The following is a 17918-nucleotide window of genomic DNA, read 5'->3' as shown; positions in this document are numbered from 1 at the left end:
GGGAGATTGTTCGGAATACCCCCCAGGGGTATCCTGTTGACTTCAGTGAACTCGCTGAAGGGACAGGCAGATGATTCACTCGGATGGATCGACACCGATCGATCACTCTTCTCACGACTTGACGACGGAGACTGCGGCTCATGCCGGGCACGTTGCCCACCCAGAGCACGCAGGGCGAGACGCCCACGCCGGGCACACAGACCACGTCTCCGGATTCCGTCGGCTGTTCTGGATCATGCTCGTCGTGGCGATCCCTGCGATCTTGGCATCGCCGATGTTCGGCATGATCATCGGGTACGACGTCCCGGGATGGGCGCGGTGGCTGGCCCCCGCACTCGGCACCCTGATGTACGTATGGGGTGGAGCACCGTTCCTCACCGGCGCAGTGAGCGAACTCCGTGCCCGCAAGCCGGGGATGATGTTGCTGATCGGACTCGCGATCACCGTCGCCTTCCTGGCATCCTGGGGAGCGAGTCTCGGCCTGCTGCACCACGAACTCGAGTTCTGGTGGGAGCTCGCGCTGCTGATCGTGATCATGCTCCTGGGCCATTGGATCGAGATGCGCTCCTTGGCGCAGACCACCTCGGCTCTCGACTCGCTCGCAGCCCTTCTGCCGGACGAAGCCGAGCGGATCGAGCGAGGCGAGACCGTACGGGTCTCCCCTGCCGAACTCAGGGTCGGTGATGTCGTCGTCATCCGGCCGGGCGGGCGCCTCCCCGCCGATGGTCGCATAATCCAGGGCGCTGCGAGCCTCGACGAGTCGATGATCACCGGCGAGTCCCAGGCTGTGGCTCGAACCGTCGGCGATCCAGTCGTCGCGGGGACCGTGGCCACCGACTCGGGGCTCCGCGTCGAGATCACAGCCGTGGGCACGGATACCACGCTCGCGGGTATCCAGAGACTCGTCGCCGATGCTCAGGCATCATCCTCCCGCGCGCAGAGGATCGCCGACCGCGCCGCTGCATGGCTCTTCTGGTTCGCGCTGGGAGCGGCCGCGATCACCGCCGTCGTGTGGTCCGCCGTGGGGCTGCCAGACGAGGCCGTCATCCGCACGATCACCGTGCTGGTCATCGCGTGCCCGCACGCACTGGGCCTCGCGATCCCCCTGGTCGTCTCGATCGCGACCGAGCGTGCGGCGCGCGCCGGCATCCTCGTGAAGGACCGCCTGGCGCTCGAGACCATGCGCACGATCGACACCGTTCTCTTCGACAAGACGGGAACGCTCACGAAGGGGCATCCCGCGGTGACCGCCGTCGAGCCCATCGCGCCATTCACAGCCGACGACATCATCTCGCTCGCCGCAGCGGCCGAGCAGGACTCCGAGCATCCGCTGGCGACGGCCATCGTGAAGGCCTCCGGTGATCGAGGGCTCGACAGGCGCGCTGCCGAGGAGTTCCGGTCGTCTCCGGCCGTAGGCGTGAGCGCACGCGTGGGCGGTCGGCGGGTGCAGGTCGGTGGCCCGCACCTGCTCGCGGAGACCGGAACCGAGGAGCTTCCGATCGCCGAGACATGGCGAGCGGAAGGCGCGATCATCCTGCACGTTCTCGTCGACAGCCACGTCGTCGGTGCCCTGAGGCTCGCCGACGACGTCCGCGCCGAATCGATCTCGGCCGTCGAGGCGCTGCGCGCACGCGGGATCGACGTGGTGATGATCACGGGAGACGCATCGGCTGTCGCAGAGAGCGTCGCGGCGCGGGTCGGGATCGACCGGGTGTTCGCCGGCGTGCGCCCGGAAGACAAGGCAGCCCGAGTCCGAGCACTCCAGGCAGAGGGACGAAAGGTCGCGATGGTGGGCGACGGTGTGAATGATGCGCCCGCACTCGCCCAGGCCGATGTGGGCCTGGCGATCGGAGCCGGAACCGACGTGGCGATCGCCTCTGCCGGGGTGATCCTCGCCGGGGACGACCCGCGTGCGGTCATCTCGGTGATCGACCTCTCGAAGGCCGGCTACCGCAAGATGACTCAGAACCTGTGGTGGGCGGCCGGCTACAACCTGCTGTCCGTGCCTCTCGCCGCCGGCGTCCTCGCACCCATAGGGTTCGTGCTCCCGATGTCGGTGGGCGCGATCCTGATGTCTCTGTCGACGATCGTGGTGGCGCTGAACGCGCAGCTGCTCCGCCGGCTCGATCTGCGGATCCCCCGCATCGCCGCGGCCGACTGAACGCCGGGAGGGAGCGAGAGCCCTAGTATTGCGAGGTGTCACTCGCCGTGTGGTTCTCGCTCCTGACCGCCTGCGTGGTGATCAGCTTCACGCCGGGAGCCGGCGCGATCAACACGATGTCGAACGCGCTCAGCCAAGGTTGGCGCCGATCGATCTGGGGCATCGTGGGCCAGCAGCTCGCGTTGATCGTCCACGTCGTGATCGTGGCGGCCGGGCTCGGCCTTGTGGTGTCGCAATCCGAAGTGCTGTTCAACGTCATCCGATACGCCGGAGCCGCCTACCTCGTCTTCCTCGGAATCCGACTGATCCTGACGAAGCCCTCATCCACAGAGCTCGAAGACGAGACCGGTGTCGACCTGCGCGAAGGCCACTGGTCCATGATCCGACGGGGCTTCTGGGTGAACCTCCTCAACCCGAAGGCGATCGTCTTCTTCCTCGCGTTCATCCCCCAGTTCATCCGCCTCGACCAGCCCCAGCTGCCCCAGTACCTCACCCTGATCGTCACAGTGATGGTGGTCGATGTGCTCGTGATGTGGGGCTTCTTCGCGACCGCGGCCCGTCCGTTCCGCCGCCTGACACGGTCGGTGAAAGGGCAGCGGCTCCTGAACAGCGTCTTCGGTGCGCTCTTCATCGCGGTCGCCGCTCTCCTGGTCTTCCTCCACTGACGCCGCGACCGCGCTCGCGGCAATAGGCTGGAACCGATGGAGATGGATGCTGCGCCCTTCGAGGAACTCGTGATCGACGAGCTTGACCGGCTCCCCGATGAGATGGTCGACGGACTCGAGAACGTCGTCTTCGTCGTCGAGGACCGCCCCGAGGACGGGAGCCTCGACCTCCTCGGGCTGTACGACGGTCTGGCCTTGACCGAGCGCACGCAGTACGGCTCCGGAGAGCTGCCCGACCGGATCGTCGTCTACCGTGAGCCGCACCTCGCAGCCTGCGAGGACGAGGACGAGCTCCGCGACGAGGTCCACACCACCCTCGTCCACGAGATCGCCCACTTCTACGGCATCGATGACGCACAGCTGCACGAGCTGGGGTGGGCATGAGTCCCCTCTCCGCGCCTGACGTCGAAGAGATCGTCGAGCTCTCAGCCGCACCCCTCGAGCCCTGGGAAGTCGTCGTGTGGAACGACCCCGTCAATCTGATGAGCTACGTCGTGCGGGTGTTCCGCACCTACTTCGGGTACTCGCTCGATCGCGCGACGCAGCTCATGCGCGCAGTCCATCACGAAGGTCAGGCTATCGTCGCCACAGGCCCTCGCGAGACCATGGAGGTGCACGCCCAGGCGATGCATGACTACGGCCTGTGGGCGACGGTGCGAAAGGCTTCACGATGACCGAGCAGAACGTGCACGTCAGGATGGCGAGAGTGGAAGGCGCACAGCTGGCACAGCTCGTCGACGACTTCCGCGAGCTGGTGGGGGCCGACCGCGATACCACCGACCCGGCGATCGGGCGTCTGGCTCCCGACCCGTACCCCGACGACGAAGACGCGTCGCGCTCGTTCAGGGACGCGACCCGCGAGGATCTGCTCGACCGGCGCGCCCTCGACGCCGACGTGGTCAGGGCGGCTCTCGCCGAGCTCCGCGGCGATCTGGACTCCATGTCGCAGGCCGAGGCGTTCACGGAGCATGACCTGGCGATCCGGCAGTCCGATGTCGACGCCTGGCTGCGCACGCTCACCGCGTTGCGTCTGGTCATCGCGGAGCGTCTGGGCATCGAGAGCGACGACGACCATGATCCTGACGACGCGCGGTTCGGCGTCTACGACTGGCTCGGATACCGCCTCGAACTCATCATCGAGGCGACCGACGAGCTGCTGTGAGGCGTCAAGGCACCTCGACGACGCGCGTCGCGAGGGCTCGAGGATCGTCCCGCGCGATGTGAGCATTCTCTTGCGCAGCCCACCGGTCCCAGTGCGGGCGGTAGGTCTCTCCGTCGCGATCGAGCGCCCGCGCCTTGCGGCCAGGTTCCGCGGACTCGAGCCAGACGCGCACGTCGGCGATCGCCGCCGTCGCGGGAGTCAGGATTCCACTGCCTTCGATCAGTACACCGAGCGCCGGGTCCACCGCGTGGCTCTCGGCCTCGGCATCCCGTTCCCAGTCCCAGCGTCGCCACTCCCCGAGGTATCCGCGGCCGTGCGGGCGGAGGATCCCGTCGAGAGCATGCTCGACTCCACTCTGGAGGCCGTCCCAGCCGGGATAGATCGAGTCGAGGGCGACGAGCTGCACCCGCCCGACGATCGGCCATCGCTCGACCAGCATGCGCGCGAGCGTCGTCTTGCCCGCCCCGCTTCGTCCGTCGATGATGACGACGGGGTTCGCGGCCGAGAGAGCGCGGATGTCGTCGACGATCAGCGTCGAGGCGCGCGCGAGCGCTGCCCCGACGGGGTCGTCACTTCTTGAGGGCACGGATGAGACGAGAGAATGCTCGTCCGGCGACCCAGACGAACGGCACAGCGACGACCAGCAGAGTCACGATGTTGGGCTCGAATCGAAGCCCCTCTTCGCGACGCACGTAGACGCCGACCGGCACGGAGATCCCTCCACCGCCACCGCCTTCTGCACCGTCACCGCTTCCGCCGCCGAATCCGGAGTATGTGAAGGCCACCGGGGTGATGCTCACGCCGTCGACGTCTTGCGGCTCTCCGTACGCGCTCTTCACGCCGAACGACGCGGCCTGCTTTCCGAGTTCCAGTGCAATGTTGGGCATGGCTCCACGCTAGCCCAGGAAAGGCGATGCGGAGAGGTCAATCCAGGCCGTGCGCCTTCGGATGCTGCGCTGCACCGCGTCCATCACCTCGGCCGATGTGCCTCGCCCGACCGATCATCGCCGAGCCGAAACGCGCCACGGCATCGTCCACAGCTCCCTCGACGCGTCGCCAGTCCTCGTCGTCGTCCCACAGGCCGATGCCTCCACCGCCGGCGGGGCGGAGCTTCTCGGCACGCACACCGACGAGCCGCACGGGGTCGCGGCGCTCGATCTGCTCGAACAGCGCCTGAGCCGCTTCGCCGATCCTCTGGCCGACTGCGGTCGGCTCGGCCAGTGTCTGCGACCGGCTCAGCGTACGGAAGTCGTCGAACCGGATCTTGATCGCGACCGTCGTGGTCTCCCACTGAGCCTTTCGCAGGCGTGCGGCCACGCGATCGGCGAGCCTCAGGAGCTCTGCCCGCAAATAAGCGCGATCCGAGATGTCCGTCTCGAAGGTCTCCTCGTGGCCGATGCTCTTCTCGATACGCTCGGTCTCGACCGCCCGCGCGTCCTCACCCCGAGACAGCTGCACGAGACGCGCACTCAGCGCCGGGCCGACCGCGCGGTCGAGCATCTCGGTCGACGACGTGCGGATGTCGCGGATCGTGCGGATACCGCGCCCTTCCAGAGCCTCGGCCGCCTTCGGACCCACGCCCCACATCGCCCGAACCGGTCGGGGATCGAGGAACGCCTGGGTGTCGGATGCGGCGATGACGAGCATGCCGTCCGGCTTGGAGATCGTCGAGGCCATCTTCGCGACGTGCTTGGTTGCGGCGACTCCGACGCTGCAGGTGATGCCGACCTCCTCGCTCACGCGCTCGCGCACGAGCTGGGCGATCTGCGCGGGGCTCCCCCACAACCGCCTGACACCACGGACGTCGAGGAACGCCTCGTCGACCGACAGCGGCTCGACCAGCGGAGTGATCGACTCGAAGATCGCCATCACCTGGCGCGACACGGCCTGGTAGCGATGGAAGTGCGGCGGCACGATCCTCGCCGATGGACACAGACGGATCGCCTGGGAGACAGGCATCGCAGCACGGACCCCGTATCGACGGGCCTCATACGAGGCGCTCGACACGACGGAGCGGCCATCGGGCGCCCCGATGATCAGCGGGAGTCCGCGAAGACTCGGATCGTCGAGCACCTCGACCGCCGCGTAGAACGCGTCCATGTCGACGTGCAGGATGCTGGTGCCGGTGTCATCGGCATCGACGGACGACACGATGCGCCCTCTGCCGTCACCGTGTCCCATGAGACCATTCTCCCCCGGGCCTCCGACACGAGGCCCGGGGGATGCGGTTACTGCGCAGCGCGCTCGAGGACGAGTTCGCGGACCCTGGCGGCATCCGCCTGGCCCTTCATCGCCTTCATCACCGCACCGATGACGGCGCCGGCGGCCTGGACCTTGCCGTCCTTGATCTTCGCGAGCACGTCGGGCTGGGCGGCGAGTGCCTCGTCGATCGCAGCGATCAGCGCGCCGTCATCCGAGACGACGGCGAGTCCGCGGCTGTCGACGACCTCCTGCGGCGTGCCCTCGCCGGCGATGACACCCTCGAGCACCTGACGAGCCAGCTTGTCCGTGAGCGTTCCCGCGTCCACGAGCTTCTGGAGCGCGGCGACGTTCGCGGGCGATACCAGCTCGGTGGCGTCCTTCTCCTGCGCGTTGGCCTGGCGGGTGATCTCGCCGGTCCACCACTTGCGGGCGGTGGCAGGGGTCGCTCCGGCGCTGATGGTCTCTTCGACGACGTCGAGCAGGCCGCCGTTGCGCACATCCTGGAACTCCAGGTCGGTGAAACCCCACTCCGTCATCAGTCGGCGGCGGCGGGCGACCGGCTGCTCGGGGAGTTCCGCACGCAGTGCTTCGATCAGCTCGGCGGCGGGCTCCACGGGAACCAGATCCGGCTCCGGGAAGTAGCGGTAGTCGTCGGCATCCGACTTCGGACGACCGGGCGAGGTCGTGCCGGTGTCCTCGTGCCAGTGCCGCGTCTCCTGCGTGATCGTCCCGCCGTCGACAAGGATCTGCGCCTGCCGCTGGATCTCGTACCGCACCGCACGCTCGACCGAGCGCATGGAGTTGACGTTCTTCGTCTCCGTGCGCGTCCCGAGCTTCTCCTGGCCGCGGGGACGCAGCGACACGTTCGCGTCGCAGCGGAGGTTCCCGCGCTCCAGCCGGGCCTCGGAGATGCCCAGGCTGCGCACGATGTCACGGATCGTCGCGACATAGGCCTTGGCGACCTCGGGAGCACGGTGCTCGGTGCCGAAGATGACCTTCGTCACGATCTCGACCAGCGGAACTCCCGCGCGGTTGTAGTCGACGAGCGAGTACTCGGCGCCCTGGATGCGACCGGTCGCGCCCCCCATATGGGTGAGCTTGCCGGCATCCTCCTCCATGTGCGCGCGCTCGATCGGGATCTGCACGATCGTTCCGTCTTCGAGCTCGACCTCGACGGATCCCTCGAACGCGATCGGCTCGTCGTACTGAGAGATCTGGTAGTTCTTGCCGAGGTCGGGGTAGAAGTAGTTCTTGCGCGCGAATCGGCTCGACGGAGCGATCGAGCAGCCGAGCGCGAGGCCCAGGCTGATCGATGACCGGATCGCCGTCTCATTCACGACCGGGAGCGAACCGGGGAGCCCCAGGTCGACGGGGGCGATCAACGTGTTCGGTTCGGCCGCGTGATACAGCTCGTTGGCCGGGTTCGGCGCGTCCGAGAACATCTTCGTGTTGGTGTTGAGCTCGACATGGACCTCGAAACCGAGCACAGGCTCGAACAGTTCCAGAGCCTTGTCGAAGTCCATGAGCTTGGCGGTGGCCATCAGCGGGTCCCTCCCACGAGCTGGGGTGCACGCGTGAGGAGCGGTGCTCCCCACGAATCGACGAGCAGCGTCTCGACGGCCGCGCCGACCTTGTACAGTCGCGCGTCCTCCCGTGCCGGTGCGATGAACTGGATGCCGACGGGAAGACCGTCTTCTGCGGCCAGCCCGCTGGGGATCGAGATCCCCGGAACGCCGGCGAGGTTCACCGGGATCGTCGTGATGTCGTTGAGGTACATCTGCAGCGGGTCGTCGATCTTCTCGCCGATCTTGAACGCGGTCGTCGGAGCCGACGGCGTCGCGATGACGTCGACCTCGGCGAAGGCGTTTGCGAAGTCCTGCTGGATGAGCGTGCGGACCTTCTGGGCACTGCCGTAGTACGCGTCGTAGTACCCGGCCGACAGTGCGTAGGTGCCCAGGATGATGCGGCGCTTGACCTCGTCGCCGAACCCGGCGTCGCGGGTCGCAGACATGACGTCCTCGACCGTGGGGTTGCCGTCGGGGGTCACGCGGAGGCCGAAGCGCACCGAGTCGAACTTCGCCAGGTTGCTGGAGGCCTCGGCGGGGAGGATCAGGTAGTAGGCGGCCACCCCGTACTCGAAGTGCGGTGCGCCGATCTCGACGATCTCCGCTCCCTGTGCCTCCATCAGCGCGAGTGCGCTGCGGAACGACTCGGCCACGCCGGCCTGGAAGCCGCTGTCGGGAAGCTCGCGGATCACACCGACCCTGAGCCCCTTGAGCACGTCTCCGCGGGCGCCCTCACGAGCGGCATCCGCGAACGAGGGCCACTCGTCGCGCAGCGACGTGGAGTCCTTCGGGTCGTGGCCACCGATGGCGTCGTGCAGCAGACCGGCGTCGAGCACCGTGCGGGTCACGGGTCCGACCTGGTCGAGGCTCGAGGCGAGCGCGATCGCGCCGTAGCGGCTCACGCCGCCGTACGTCGGCTTCACGCCCACCGTGCCGGTCACGTGCGCGGGCTGACGGATGGACCCACCGGTGTCGGAGCCGAGCGCGAGCGGAGCCTCGAATGCAGCGACGGCTGCGGCGGATCCACCGCCGGAGCCTCCGGGGATCCGGTCGAGGTCCCACGGGTTGCGGGTGGGGCCGTACGCGGAGTGCTCGGTGGAGGACCCCATCGCGAACTCGTCCATGTTGGTCTTGCCGAGCGGGATCAGACCCGCGGCACGCGAACGGGCGACGACGGTCGCGTCGTAAGGCGAACGGTAGCCCTCGAGGATGCGCGAACCGCTCGTGGTCGGCTGGTCGGTCGTGACGAGCACGTCCTTGATCGCCAGCGGCACACCGGCGATCGGTCCGAGCTGCTCGCCCGCCGCACGCTGCGCGTCGACGGCCGCGGCGGCGTCGAGCGCGCCCTCGTTGATATGGAGGAACGCATGGACGTCGCCATCGACGGCGGCGATGCGGTCGAGGTGAGCGCGAGTCGCCTCGACGCTCGAGATCTCGCGGCTGGCGATCTTGTCCGCAAGCTCCGCCGCGGTCATGCGGATGATGTCGCTCACTGCTCTTCTCCCAGGATCGCGGTGACGCGGAACCGGCCGTCCGCCTGGTCCGGCGCGTTCTGGAGCACCTGCTCATGTGTGAGGGTCTCGCCCACCACATCGGGGCGGTAGACGTTGCTCAACGGGATCGGATGACTCGTCGCGGCGACGTCGGGGCTTGCCACCTCCGACACCTTGGCGATGTTGTCGACGATGGCATCGAGTTGGCCCGTGAGCCTCGTCACCTCGTCGTCGTTGAGCTGGATGCGCGCGAGCACGCCGAGATGACGCACAAGATCAGGGGTGATTTCAGACACGCACCCAGTCTAGATCGTGGCGCCGTCCCGCTGCGGCGTGCGACGCATGCGGTACTCGTCCGTGACGATGCCGCCCGCATCACGATGACTGGAGACCAGTTCGAGCGGAGTCCGACCGGTCAGGGATGGTGACACCGGGCGTCCCCCGCCGAGGAGAACGGGCACGATGCGAAGCCGGAGAACGTCTACGAGTCCGGAGCGGAACAGCTCATCCGCGAGATCGAAGCTGCCCCATACCGCGACCGAACGGTACCGGTCGGTGAGCATCCTGGCCGCCTGCACCGGCCCGGATCTCAGGATCTCGATCTCGCCCTGACCCCACGGCGCGCGTTCGAGCGTGCGGCTCACCACGTACTTGGGGAGGCCCTGGATCGGCCGCGCGGCAGCGTCCTCGGCCGGGTCGACGTGCGGCCAGTACGCCGCGAAGAGCTCATACGTGCGACGGCCGAAGAGAATCGCTTCCACTCCGCCGAGCCAGCGCATCTGCTCGGTGTCGGTCCGCGACTGGTCGCCGAAATCGATGTCGTCGAAGAACCCGATACCTCCTTCGTCATCGATTCCGTATCCGTCGACGGAGACGATCTGCTCGATCGTGATCTCACCCATGAATCTCACCCACCTCTCTCCCGAGTTCCGAGATGGCCTCGCGCCATCCCGTCTTCATGCTGTGTGCATCATCGGCGTGCGCGTCTGCACGCAGCACGAAGTGCATCCTCGTGCGCATCTGCTCCATCTCCGTGAGCACTACTTCGATCTCGGCGACGGACACGTCGGGCGAACCCCAGGTGCACCGAAGCAGTTCCGGTTCACGGAGCTCGAGGTACTCCCCGCCGCTGGTGAACGCCGTCCCCACCGAGTCGATCATCGTGAACCGGAAGACACCGCCGACACGAAGATCGACCGACACCGTCTCCGCTGGCGTGCGCAATCCGTCGGGGTGGAGCCATCGAGCCATCGTCGACGGTTGCGTCCAAGCCCGCCAGACGCGCTCGCGGGGCGCGTCGAAGATGCGAATGATCTCCAGTCGATGCATGCGTGCGTCTTGAGGGCTCATTCTCCGGCGTCCTGATCCTCAGCGAGCACCGACTCCAGGTGATCGAACCGTTCGTGCCACTCTCGGCGGTGCGTCTCCACCCACTCCGAGACGTGATCCAGCGGCTCTCGCGACAGCGAGCACACCCGCCACTGCGCGCGGGTACGACGTTCGACGAGTCCGGCCTTCTCGAGCACGCGCAGATGCTGCGATACCGCAGGGGCGCTGATGCTGAAAGGAGACCCGAGTTCTCCCACCGTCGCATCGCCGCGACTGAGCCGCTCGAGCATGCCTCGTCGCGTCGGATCCGCCAGCGCGTGGAACACCGAGGAGAGATCGTCCGTCACCGCAGCCATGTCGGCTCCGCTATTAAGCACATGCTTAATTAACGCGCAGGACGGTGGCCGTGTCAAGCACACCCAGCCCTATGCTGGGCGGGTGAGTTCGTATCAGCCTCCTCGTCCGTGGGTCGCCAGTTATGCCGAAGGCGTCCCGGAAGACCTCTCGCCCGTGACCGGATCCTTGGTCGACATCGTCGCCGCATCCGCTCGTGACTACCCGGATGCCCCCGCGCTGCAGTTCTTCGGTCGGGAGACGACGTACTCGGAGCTGCAGGAGGCGATCGATCGCGCTGCCGCTGGACTCCGCGACCTCGGCGTGCGGGCCGGCGATCCGGTCGCGATCGTCCTTCCGAACTGCCCGCAGCACATCGTGGCGTTCTACGCCGTCCTGCGCCTGGGGGCGGTCGTGGTCGAGCACAATCCGCTCTACACGCCGCGCGAGCTGCGCAAGCAGTTCGAGGACCATGGCGCGAAGCACGCGATCGTGTGGAACAAGGTCGTCGCCACGGTGCAGGAGTTCCCGACCGACCTCGCCGTGACGACCCTGATCTCCGTGGACGTCACTCGCGCGATGCCGCTCCTGACGCGAGTCGCCCTGCGGCTTCCGGTAGCCAAGGCCCGTGAGTCGCGAGCGGCCCTCACCGAGAGAGTGCGGGGAACAGTCACCTGGGATTCACTGGTGCAGTCCACTCCCCTCCCGGCCTCGCACCCGAAGCCGACCACGGACGACCTCGCCATCATCCAGTACACCTCCGGCACCACGGGCACCCCGAAGGGCGCGGCTCTGACGCACCACAACCTCCTGGCGAATGCCGCGCAGTCGCAGGCCTGGGTGCCGTCGATCCACCGCGGTGAGGGGTGCGTCGTCTACGCAGTGCTGCCGATGTTCCACGCCTACGGCCTGACGCTCTGCCTGACCTTCGCGATGTCCATGGGGGCGCGGCTCGTGCTCTTCCCGAAGTTCGACCCCGATCTCGTGCTCGATGTGATGAAGAAGCACCCGGCGACCTTCCTGCCTCTGGTGCCTCCGATCGCCGACCGACTGCTGTCGGCCGCGAACGCCAAGGGAGTCTCGCTCGACGGCATCGAGGTCGCGATCTCCGGCGCGATGGCGCTGCCGCATGACCTGGTCGTCCCGTTCGAGGCGGCGACGAACGGATTCCTCGTCGAGGGTTATGGACTCAGCGAGTGCTCGCCGGTCCTGATGGCCAACCCGGTCGCAGACAACCGAGTGCCGGGAACCGTCGGTCTCCCCTTGCCGGGAACCGAGTGCCGCGTCGTCGATCCTGAGCACCCGACCGTCGACGTCCCCGCCGGCTCTGCAGGCGAGTTGCTGGTGCGCGGACCCCAGGTGTTCTCCGGGTACTACGGCAAGCCTGAGGAAACCGAGGCGGTCTTCGTCGACGGGTGGTTCCGCACCGGCGACATCGTCACGGTCGACGATGCGGGGTTCATCCGCATCGTCGACCGCATCAAGGAGCTGATCATCACCGGTGGCTTCAACGTGGCACCCACTGAGGTCGAGAACGCACTGCGACAGCATCCTCAGGTGTCGGACTCCGCCGTCGTCGGACTCCCGAGCGATCACTCCGGCGAGGAGGTCGTCGCGGCGATCGTCGTCGACGGCAATTCCGATGTCGATGTCGAAGCGATCCGCGAGTACGCGCGCAGCATCCTCACCCCGTACAAGGTGCCCCGCCGCATCTTCATCGTCGACGAGCTGCCGAAGTCGCTCATCGGCAAGGTGCTGCGCCGACAGGTCAAGGAGAGGCTGCTCGCCCTCACCTCCGGCACCTGAGGGCGCCCTCACAGGCGCGGAATCCCGTGAAGCGCTACCCTTGGTCAGTGACTCCTGAAGACGCTGTGCCCACCGACGCCCCCGAGACCCCTGGATTCGAGGAGCTCGGCATCACCGGCCCCGTCCTCAAGGCCATCAAGGACCTCGGCTACGAGACCCCCTCCCCCATCCAAGCCGCGACGATCCCGACCCTGCTGTCCGGTCGCGATGTCGTCGGCATGGCGCAGACCGGAACGGGAAAGACCGCGGCCTTCGCGCTCCCCGTGCTCGAGCGCCTCGACGTATCGCAGAAGACCCCGCAGGCCCTCGTGCTCGCACCGACCCGCGAACTCGCCCTGCAGGTCTGCGAGGCATTCGAGTCGTACGCCTCGAAGATGAAGGGCGTCCACGTCCTCCCCGTCTACGGCGGACAGGGCTACGGTGTGCAGCTGTCGGCACTCCGCCGTGGCGTGCACGTGATCGTCGGAACCCCCGGCCGCATCATGGATCACCTCGCCAAGGGCACCCTCGACCTGTCCCAGCTGCAGTACCTGGTGCTCGACGAGGCCGACGAGATGCTGAAGATGGGCTTCGCTGAAGACGTCGAGCAGATCCTCGCTCAGACGCCTGAAGAGAAGCAGGTCGCCCTGTTCTCGGCCACCATGCCGCCGCAGATCCGTCGTCTGGCGCAGAAGTACCTGCGCGAGCCCGAAGAGATCAGCATCAAGTCGAAGACCGCGACCGGCACGAACATCACCCAGCGCTACCTCGTGGTGTCGTACGCGCAGAAGGTCGACGCGCTCACCCGCATCCTCGAGGTCGAGAACTTCGACGGGATGATCGTGTTCGTCCGCACGAAGAACGAGACCGAGACGCTCGCTGAGAAGCTCCGCGCCCGCGGGTACTCCGCTGCGGCGATCAACGGCGATGTCCCCCAGGTGCAGCGCGAGCGCAGCGTCAACCAGCTCAAGGCGAGCAAGCTCGACATCCTCGTCGCGACCGATGTCGCAGCGCGTGGTCTCGACGTCGAGCGCATCAGCCACGTCGTCAACTTCGACATCCCGACGGACACCGAGTCCTACGTGCACCGCATCGGTCGGACGGGACGTGCAGGCCGCAGCGGAGACGCGATCAGCTTCATCACGCCGCGCGAGCGCTACCTGCTGAAGTCCATCGAGAAGGCCACGCGTCAGCAGCCCACGCAGATGCAGCTGCCGACTCTGGACGATGTGAACACCACACGTCTCACCAGGTTCGACGACGCGATCACGGCGGCTCTCGGCGATGCCGCACGGATCGAGAAGTTCCGCGACGTCATCGACCACTACGTGCGCAATCACGACGTGCCGGAGGCCGATGTGGCCGCTGCTCTCGCGGTCGTCGCACAGGGCGACACTCCGCTGCTGCTCGACCCGGCCGATGACCCGCTGTCGAAGGCCGTCGAGTACGACAATCGTCCGCCGCGTGAGAACAACAAGGGCGATCGTCGAGAGACCCGGGAGCCCCGCGAGCGTCGTGGGCGCGGCGACTACAAGCCGTACCGCATCGAGGTCGGCCGTCGTCACCGTGTCGAGCCCCGCCAGATCGTCGGCGCGCTCGCGAACGAGGGCGGTCTCGGCCGTGACGACTTCGGCGCCATCAACATCCGCCCGGACTTCACCGTCGTCGAACTGCCCGCGAACCTCGATTCGTCGGTGCTGGACAAGCTGAAGGACACCCGCATCTCAGGTCGCCTGATCGAGATCAAGCCCGACCGCGGTCCTGGAGCCCGTCGCAACGACGGTCCGCGCGACGGCGCCCGTGGCGGGTTCGACCGCCGCGACGACCGCCCGCGATACGACCGGGACGAGCGCCCGGCTCGCAGTGATGAGCGAGGCGAGAAGCCGTTCCGCAAGCCCCGCCACAAGGACTGACAGGCACGCACGTGCACATCGAGCGCGCAGGCCCCGACGATGTTCGGGGCCTGGCGCGCGTGAAGTGGATCGACAGAGCCGCTGACGATGCCGGCGATGCGGAGTTCGACTCGTTCGTGACGGCTCTCTCATCCTGGTGGGACGACCACCGGGCCACGCACTCCGCGTTCGTCGCGCGGACGATCGACGACGAGATCGTCGGAGCCGCATGGGTCGCATTGCTCCCCCGCGTTCCGAGCCCTGGTGCGAGCAACCGCCTGTCGGCAGACATCCAGAGCGTCTTCGTGCTTCCCGAGCACCGTGGCGAAGGTGTGGGAACCGCTCTCGTCGATGCGGCGACAGCCCACGCGCACGGTGCAGGCGCATCCAGGGTCACCGTGCACTCGAGCGAACGCGCTGTCCCGGTCTATCGGAGGCTCGGGTTCGCCGGGTCGCCGAAGCTGCTCCAGCGCATCTCCGAAGCGTAGGCGTGGTCAGGACCCTGACGATCCGGTCGCCGCGCTGCGGGCGAGACGCGCCGCGACCTCGATGAGCGGTTCGGGCCGAGCCAGCAGGGATCGCTGGTCAGGGTGATCGATGAGGTGCTGCAGCAGCCTGTGGGCGCCGTCGACGGTGGGAGCCCAGTACCCGCCGACATGATGGCGGCTCAGCGGCGCGGTGGTCGACTCGCCGTCGATCACCACGTCGACCGTGCCGTCTTCCGGGTCCATTCCGAGATCTGAGAGAGCGAGGAACGTCAGCGCACCGATCACGATCGTGCTGACGAGACCCGGCAACCGGAAGCGCGTCACAGGGACGTCGAGAAGCACCCGCTCGATCTGGCCCCACGGAACGATCCCGCGGTTCTCGGTGCCGTCACGGAAGAGCACCGCGTCCGGTGTGAGACGCAGGTGGTGTCTTCCCGGATCGCCGACGGCCAGTGCACCCGGAACGACGATCAGCGGTCCGTAGCGCCTCATCCGAGCGCGTCCGGTCCTTCGGTCACGAGGATGTGGAACTGCGCCGCGTTGAGGATGCGGATGCCGAGCTCCTCCGCCTTGCCGAGCTTCGATCCGGCACCCGGCCCCGCCGCGACGAAGTCGGTCTTCTTCGACACGCTCGACGCCGCTTTGCCACCGGCCTTGATGATGGCCTCCTGCGCTCCGTCGCGCGTGTAGCCGTCTAGTGAGCCGGTCGCCACGATGGTGAGACCGTCGAGCACACCGCCCTCGACGACCGCAGCGCCGGGGCCCGGGTGTCCGGGGGTCGCCCACTGCACGCCGGCGTCCGCCCACTGCCGCACGATCTCCTGATGCCAGTCCACGTCGAACCAGGCCAGCAGCGAATCGGCGATGATGCCGCCCACTCCCTCGACCGCCGCGAGCTCTTCACGGGATGCCGCGCGGATCGCATCGAGCGAACCGAACCATTGCGCGAGGGCTCGGGCGGCGACAGGCCCGACGTGGCGGATGTTCAACGACACGAGAAGACGCCAGAGATCCTTGGTCTTGGCCTTCTCGAGCTCCGCCAGAAGCGTGAGCGCCTGAGAGGACGGCTGAGGACCCTTGAGACCGGACTTCTTTTCCGCCGCGCTGGGATTCCGGCGAAAGGGTGCTCGCGTCTTGACGAGACCGTCGTCGTCTTCCTTCGGCAGGCCGGTCTCGGCGTCGCGCACGAAGAGCTCGATCGGCACGATCTCGTCCAGGGTCAGCGCGAACAGACCGGCCTCTGTCTCGAGAGGAGGAACCTCGGGGAACGTCGGCTGCGTCAGAGCCGCGGCCGTGACCTCGCCCAGCGCCTCGACGTCGAGTGCCCCGCGCGATCCGATGTGCTCGACGCGCCCGCGCACCTGTGCGGGGCATGATCGCGCGTTCGGGCAGCGCAGATCGATGTCGCCCTCCTTCATCGCACGCAGAGGTGTGCCGCACTCGGGGCACTCCACCGGCATCACGAACTCCCGTTCGGCGCCGTCGCGCTTCTCGACGACCGGGCCGAGAACCTCGGGAATCACGTCGCCCGCCTTGCGCAGTACGACCGTGTCGCCGATCAGCACGCCCTTCGCCTTCACGACGTCCTTGTTGTGCAGGGTCGCCTGTCGGACGACGGAGCCGGCGACGTGTGCGGGTGCCATCACCGCGAAGGGTGTCGCCCGACCTGTGCGTCCGACGGAGACGACGATGTCGAGGAGCTTCGTCTGCACCTCCTCGGGTGGGTACTTGTAAGCGATCGCCCACCGCGGGGCTCGGCTCGTGGCGCCCAGCTCGTCATGCAGCGAGAGTTCGTCGACCTTGACGACGATGCCGTCCAGCTCATGCTCGATGTCGTGGCGGTGCTCACCGAAGTACTCGACGAACGCCGCGACCTCGTCGATGCTCGTGCAGACCTTGGTGTGCGGACTCGTGGGCAGCCCCCACTCGGCCAACTGCTCATACACCTGGCTCTGCGCGGCGACCGGCGGGTTCTCCCAGGCACCGATGCCGTGCACGTAGAGAGCGAGGGACTCGATCCGCAGCATCCCCGCCTCGAGCTCGAGCCCATCCTTCTTGTCGATCTGCTGACGCAGACCGCCGCTCGCCGCGTTGCGCGGATTGGCGAAGGAGGGGAAACGGCGGGCCGCCGCCGTGCGCGCCTTCTCTTCGTCGAAGGGCTTCTTCACGCCGCCACGCGCCTCCCAGCGCGCCAGCGCATCGGCATACGCCCGGTCGCGGAACGACGCCTGTGCGGCGTTGAGACGCTCGAAGGCGGCCACGGGGATGAACACCTCGCCTCGGACCTCGACGATCGGAGGATGTCCGTCGCCGCTGAGCTCCAGCGGGATCTCAGGAAGACGCAGTGCGTTCTCGGTGACGATCTCGCCGACGCGTCCGTCGCCCCGGGTCGCCGCCGACGTCAGGCGCCCGTTCTCATAGCGCAGATTGATCGCGAGGCCGTCGATCTTGAGCTCGGTGAGCCAGTCGACGTCTCGCCCCGCAGCGGCGCGCGTCTTCGCGGCCCACTCGCGGAGTTCGTCGATCGAGAACACGTTATCGAGACTGAGCATCCGCTCGGCGTGCTCGATGGTCGCGAGCCCAACCGCCTCGGCCGCGCCCACCATCTGCGTGGGCGAATCCTCGCCCTGGAGCTCAGGATGCAGTCGCTCGAGTTCCTCGAGCCGGTGCATCCAGCCGTCGTAGGTGAAGTCGTCGACGACGGAGGTGTCGCGCCCGTAGTACGCGTCCTTCGCCTCGAGGATGCGAGTGGTCAGCTCGTCGGCTTCGATACGGGCGTCTTCCAGCGAGATGTTCTCCGGCACTCCGCCAGTCTACGAGCGGCCGCCGACATCCAGAGTGAG

19 protein-coding genes are annotated in these 17918 nt (G+C 67.5%); 8 read left to right on the top strand and 11 right to left on the bottom strand.

The genetic code is table 11. The annotated features are described in order from the left end of the window. Positions 1 to 70: 70 nt before the first annotated feature. Genes RQG77_RS12835 through RQG77_RS12815 form a run of 5 tightly spaced genes read left to right on the top strand, consistent with a single transcriptional unit; the run spans position 71 to position 3988 of the window. Positions 71 to 2161 (top strand): heavy metal translocating P-type ATPase, encoded by a 2091-nt coding sequence (locus RQG77_RS12835; RefSeq protein ID WP_396653412.1) that lies wholly within the window; start codon positions 71 to 73, stop codon positions 2159 to 2161. 35 nt (positions 2162 to 2196) lie between these two features. Then, a complete protein-coding gene (locus RQG77_RS12830) occupies positions 2197 to 2826 on the top strand; it encodes a LysE family transporter (protein ID WP_311245049.1) in 630 nt (209 codons plus the stop codon). Between the two features lie 36 nt (positions 2827 to 2862). Further along, entirely contained in the window at positions 2863 to 3210 is a 348-nt protein-coding gene (locus RQG77_RS12825; protein ID WP_056509790.1) for a metallopeptidase family protein, read from the top strand. Beyond that, entirely contained in the window at positions 3207 to 3500 is a 294-nt protein-coding gene (gene clpS, locus RQG77_RS12820) for an ATP-dependent Clp protease adapter ClpS (RefSeq protein WP_311245048.1), read from the top strand. Before RQG77_RS12825 ends, clpS begins: the two co-directional genes overlap by 4 nt. Beyond that, positions 3497 to 3988, top strand: coding sequence for a DUF2017 family protein (locus tag RQG77_RS12815; protein ID WP_311245047.1), 492 nt, complete (start codon positions 3497 to 3499; stop codon positions 3986 to 3988). Before clpS ends, RQG77_RS12815 begins: the two co-directional genes overlap by 4 nt. 4 nt (positions 3989 to 3992) lie before the next feature. Here the strand turns inward: RQG77_RS12815 and RQG77_RS12810 are convergent, their stop codons facing one another. The 9 genes from RQG77_RS12810 to RQG77_RS12770 are packed head-to-tail and all read right to left on the bottom strand — an operon-like array spanning position 3993 to position 10933. Further along, positions 3993 to 4574 carry a hypothetical protein gene (locus RQG77_RS12810; protein WP_311245046.1) on the bottom strand — a complete coding sequence of 194 codons (582 nt, stop codon included), beginning with the start codon at positions 4572 to 4574 and terminating at the stop codon, positions 3993 to 3995. Further along, entirely contained in the window at positions 4558 to 4875 is a 318-nt protein-coding gene (locus RQG77_RS12805; protein WP_311245045.1) for a hypothetical protein, read from the bottom strand. The genes RQG77_RS12810 and RQG77_RS12805 overlap by 17 nt, the downstream gene beginning before the upstream one ends. Positions 4876 to 4912: 37 nt before the next feature. Continuing rightward, positions 4913 to 6169 (bottom strand): DNA polymerase IV, encoded by a 1257-nt coding sequence (gene dinB / locus RQG77_RS12800; RefSeq protein ID WP_311245044.1) that lies wholly within the window; start codon positions 6167 to 6169, stop codon positions 4913 to 4915. Positions 6170 to 6216: 47 nt separating this feature from the next. Further along, complete coding sequence (gatB, locus tag RQG77_RS12795) at positions 6217 to 7731, bottom strand: Asp-tRNA(Asn)/Glu-tRNA(Gln) amidotransferase subunit GatB (protein WP_311245043.1); 1515 nt, start codon at positions 7729 to 7731, stop codon at positions 6217 to 6219. Next, positions 7731 to 9248: an Asp-tRNA(Asn)/Glu-tRNA(Gln) amidotransferase subunit GatA gene (gene gatA, locus RQG77_RS12790; RefSeq protein WP_311245042.1), complete on the bottom strand. Its 1518-nt coding sequence runs from the start codon at positions 9246 to 9248 to the stop codon at positions 7731 to 7733. The genes gatB and gatA overlap by 1 nt, the downstream gene beginning before the upstream one ends. Then, positions 9245 to 9544 carry an Asp-tRNA(Asn)/Glu-tRNA(Gln) amidotransferase subunit GatC gene (gatC, locus tag RQG77_RS12785; RefSeq protein WP_042536743.1) on the bottom strand — a complete coding sequence of 100 codons (300 nt, stop codon included), beginning with the start codon at positions 9542 to 9544 and terminating at the stop codon, positions 9245 to 9247. The genes gatA and gatC overlap by 4 nt, the downstream gene beginning before the upstream one ends. Positions 9545 to 9553: 9 nt before the next feature. Continuing rightward, entirely contained in the window at positions 9554 to 10150 is a 597-nt protein-coding gene (locus tag RQG77_RS12780) for a dihydrofolate reductase family protein (RefSeq protein ID WP_311245041.1), read from the bottom strand. Continuing rightward, positions 10143 to 10577 (bottom strand): SRPBCC domain-containing protein, encoded by a 435-nt coding sequence (locus RQG77_RS12775; RefSeq protein ID WP_311245040.1) that lies wholly within the window; start codon positions 10575 to 10577, stop codon positions 10143 to 10145. The genes RQG77_RS12780 and RQG77_RS12775 overlap by 8 nt, the downstream gene beginning before the upstream one ends. 17 nt (positions 10578 to 10594) lie before the next feature. Further along, positions 10595 to 10933, bottom strand: a complete 339-nt coding sequence (locus tag RQG77_RS12770) for a metalloregulator ArsR/SmtB family transcription factor (RefSeq protein WP_311245039.1) — start codon at positions 10931 to 10933, stop codon at positions 10595 to 10597. Positions 10934 to 11015: 82 nt separating this feature from the next. Here RQG77_RS12770 and RQG77_RS12765 point away from each other — a divergent pair, with 82 nt between their 5' ends. Genes RQG77_RS12765 through RQG77_RS12755 form a run of 3 tightly spaced genes read left to right on the top strand, consistent with a single transcriptional unit; the run spans position 11016 to position 15075 of the window. Further along, positions 11016 to 12716 carry a long-chain-fatty-acid--CoA ligase gene (locus tag RQG77_RS12765; protein ID WP_311245038.1) on the top strand — a complete coding sequence of 567 codons (1701 nt, stop codon included), beginning with the start codon at positions 11016 to 11018 and terminating at the stop codon, positions 12714 to 12716. A gap of 47 nt (positions 12717 to 12763) precedes the next feature. Continuing rightward, positions 12764 to 14608: a DEAD/DEAH box helicase gene (locus RQG77_RS12760; RefSeq protein ID WP_056307871.1), complete on the top strand. Its 1845-nt coding sequence runs from the start codon at positions 12764 to 12766 to the stop codon at positions 14606 to 14608. Between the two features lie 11 nt (positions 14609 to 14619). After that, positions 14620 to 15075, top strand: a complete 456-nt coding sequence (locus RQG77_RS12755) for a GNAT family N-acetyltransferase (protein ID WP_167456846.1) — start codon at positions 14620 to 14622, stop codon at positions 15073 to 15075. 6 nt (positions 15076 to 15081) lie between these two features. On the opposite strand, the gene RQG77_RS12750 is transcribed toward RQG77_RS12755, so the two are convergent. Both RQG77_RS12750 and ligA read right to left on the bottom strand, forming a co-directional pair. Then, on the bottom strand, positions 15082 to 15567 hold the full coding sequence (locus RQG77_RS12750) for a hypothetical protein (RefSeq protein WP_311245037.1): 486 nt from the start codon (positions 15565 to 15567) through the stop codon (positions 15082 to 15084). Continuing rightward, a complete protein-coding gene (gene ligA, locus RQG77_RS12745) occupies positions 15564 to 17879 on the bottom strand; it encodes an NAD-dependent DNA ligase LigA (RefSeq protein ID WP_311245036.1) in 2316 nt (771 codons plus the stop codon). The genes RQG77_RS12750 and ligA overlap by 4 nt, the downstream gene beginning before the upstream one ends. Positions 17880 to 17918 lie beyond the last annotated feature (39 nt).

Origin of the sequence: Microbacterium sp. WCS2018Hpa-23, from assembly GCF_031843845.1 — a bacterium.
Classification (GTDB): Bacteria; Actinomycetota; Actinomycetes; order Actinomycetales; family Microbacteriaceae; genus Microbacterium.
The sequence above is the reverse complement of the archived record's forward strand: the minus strand, read 5'-3'. Positions and strand labels throughout refer to the sequence as shown.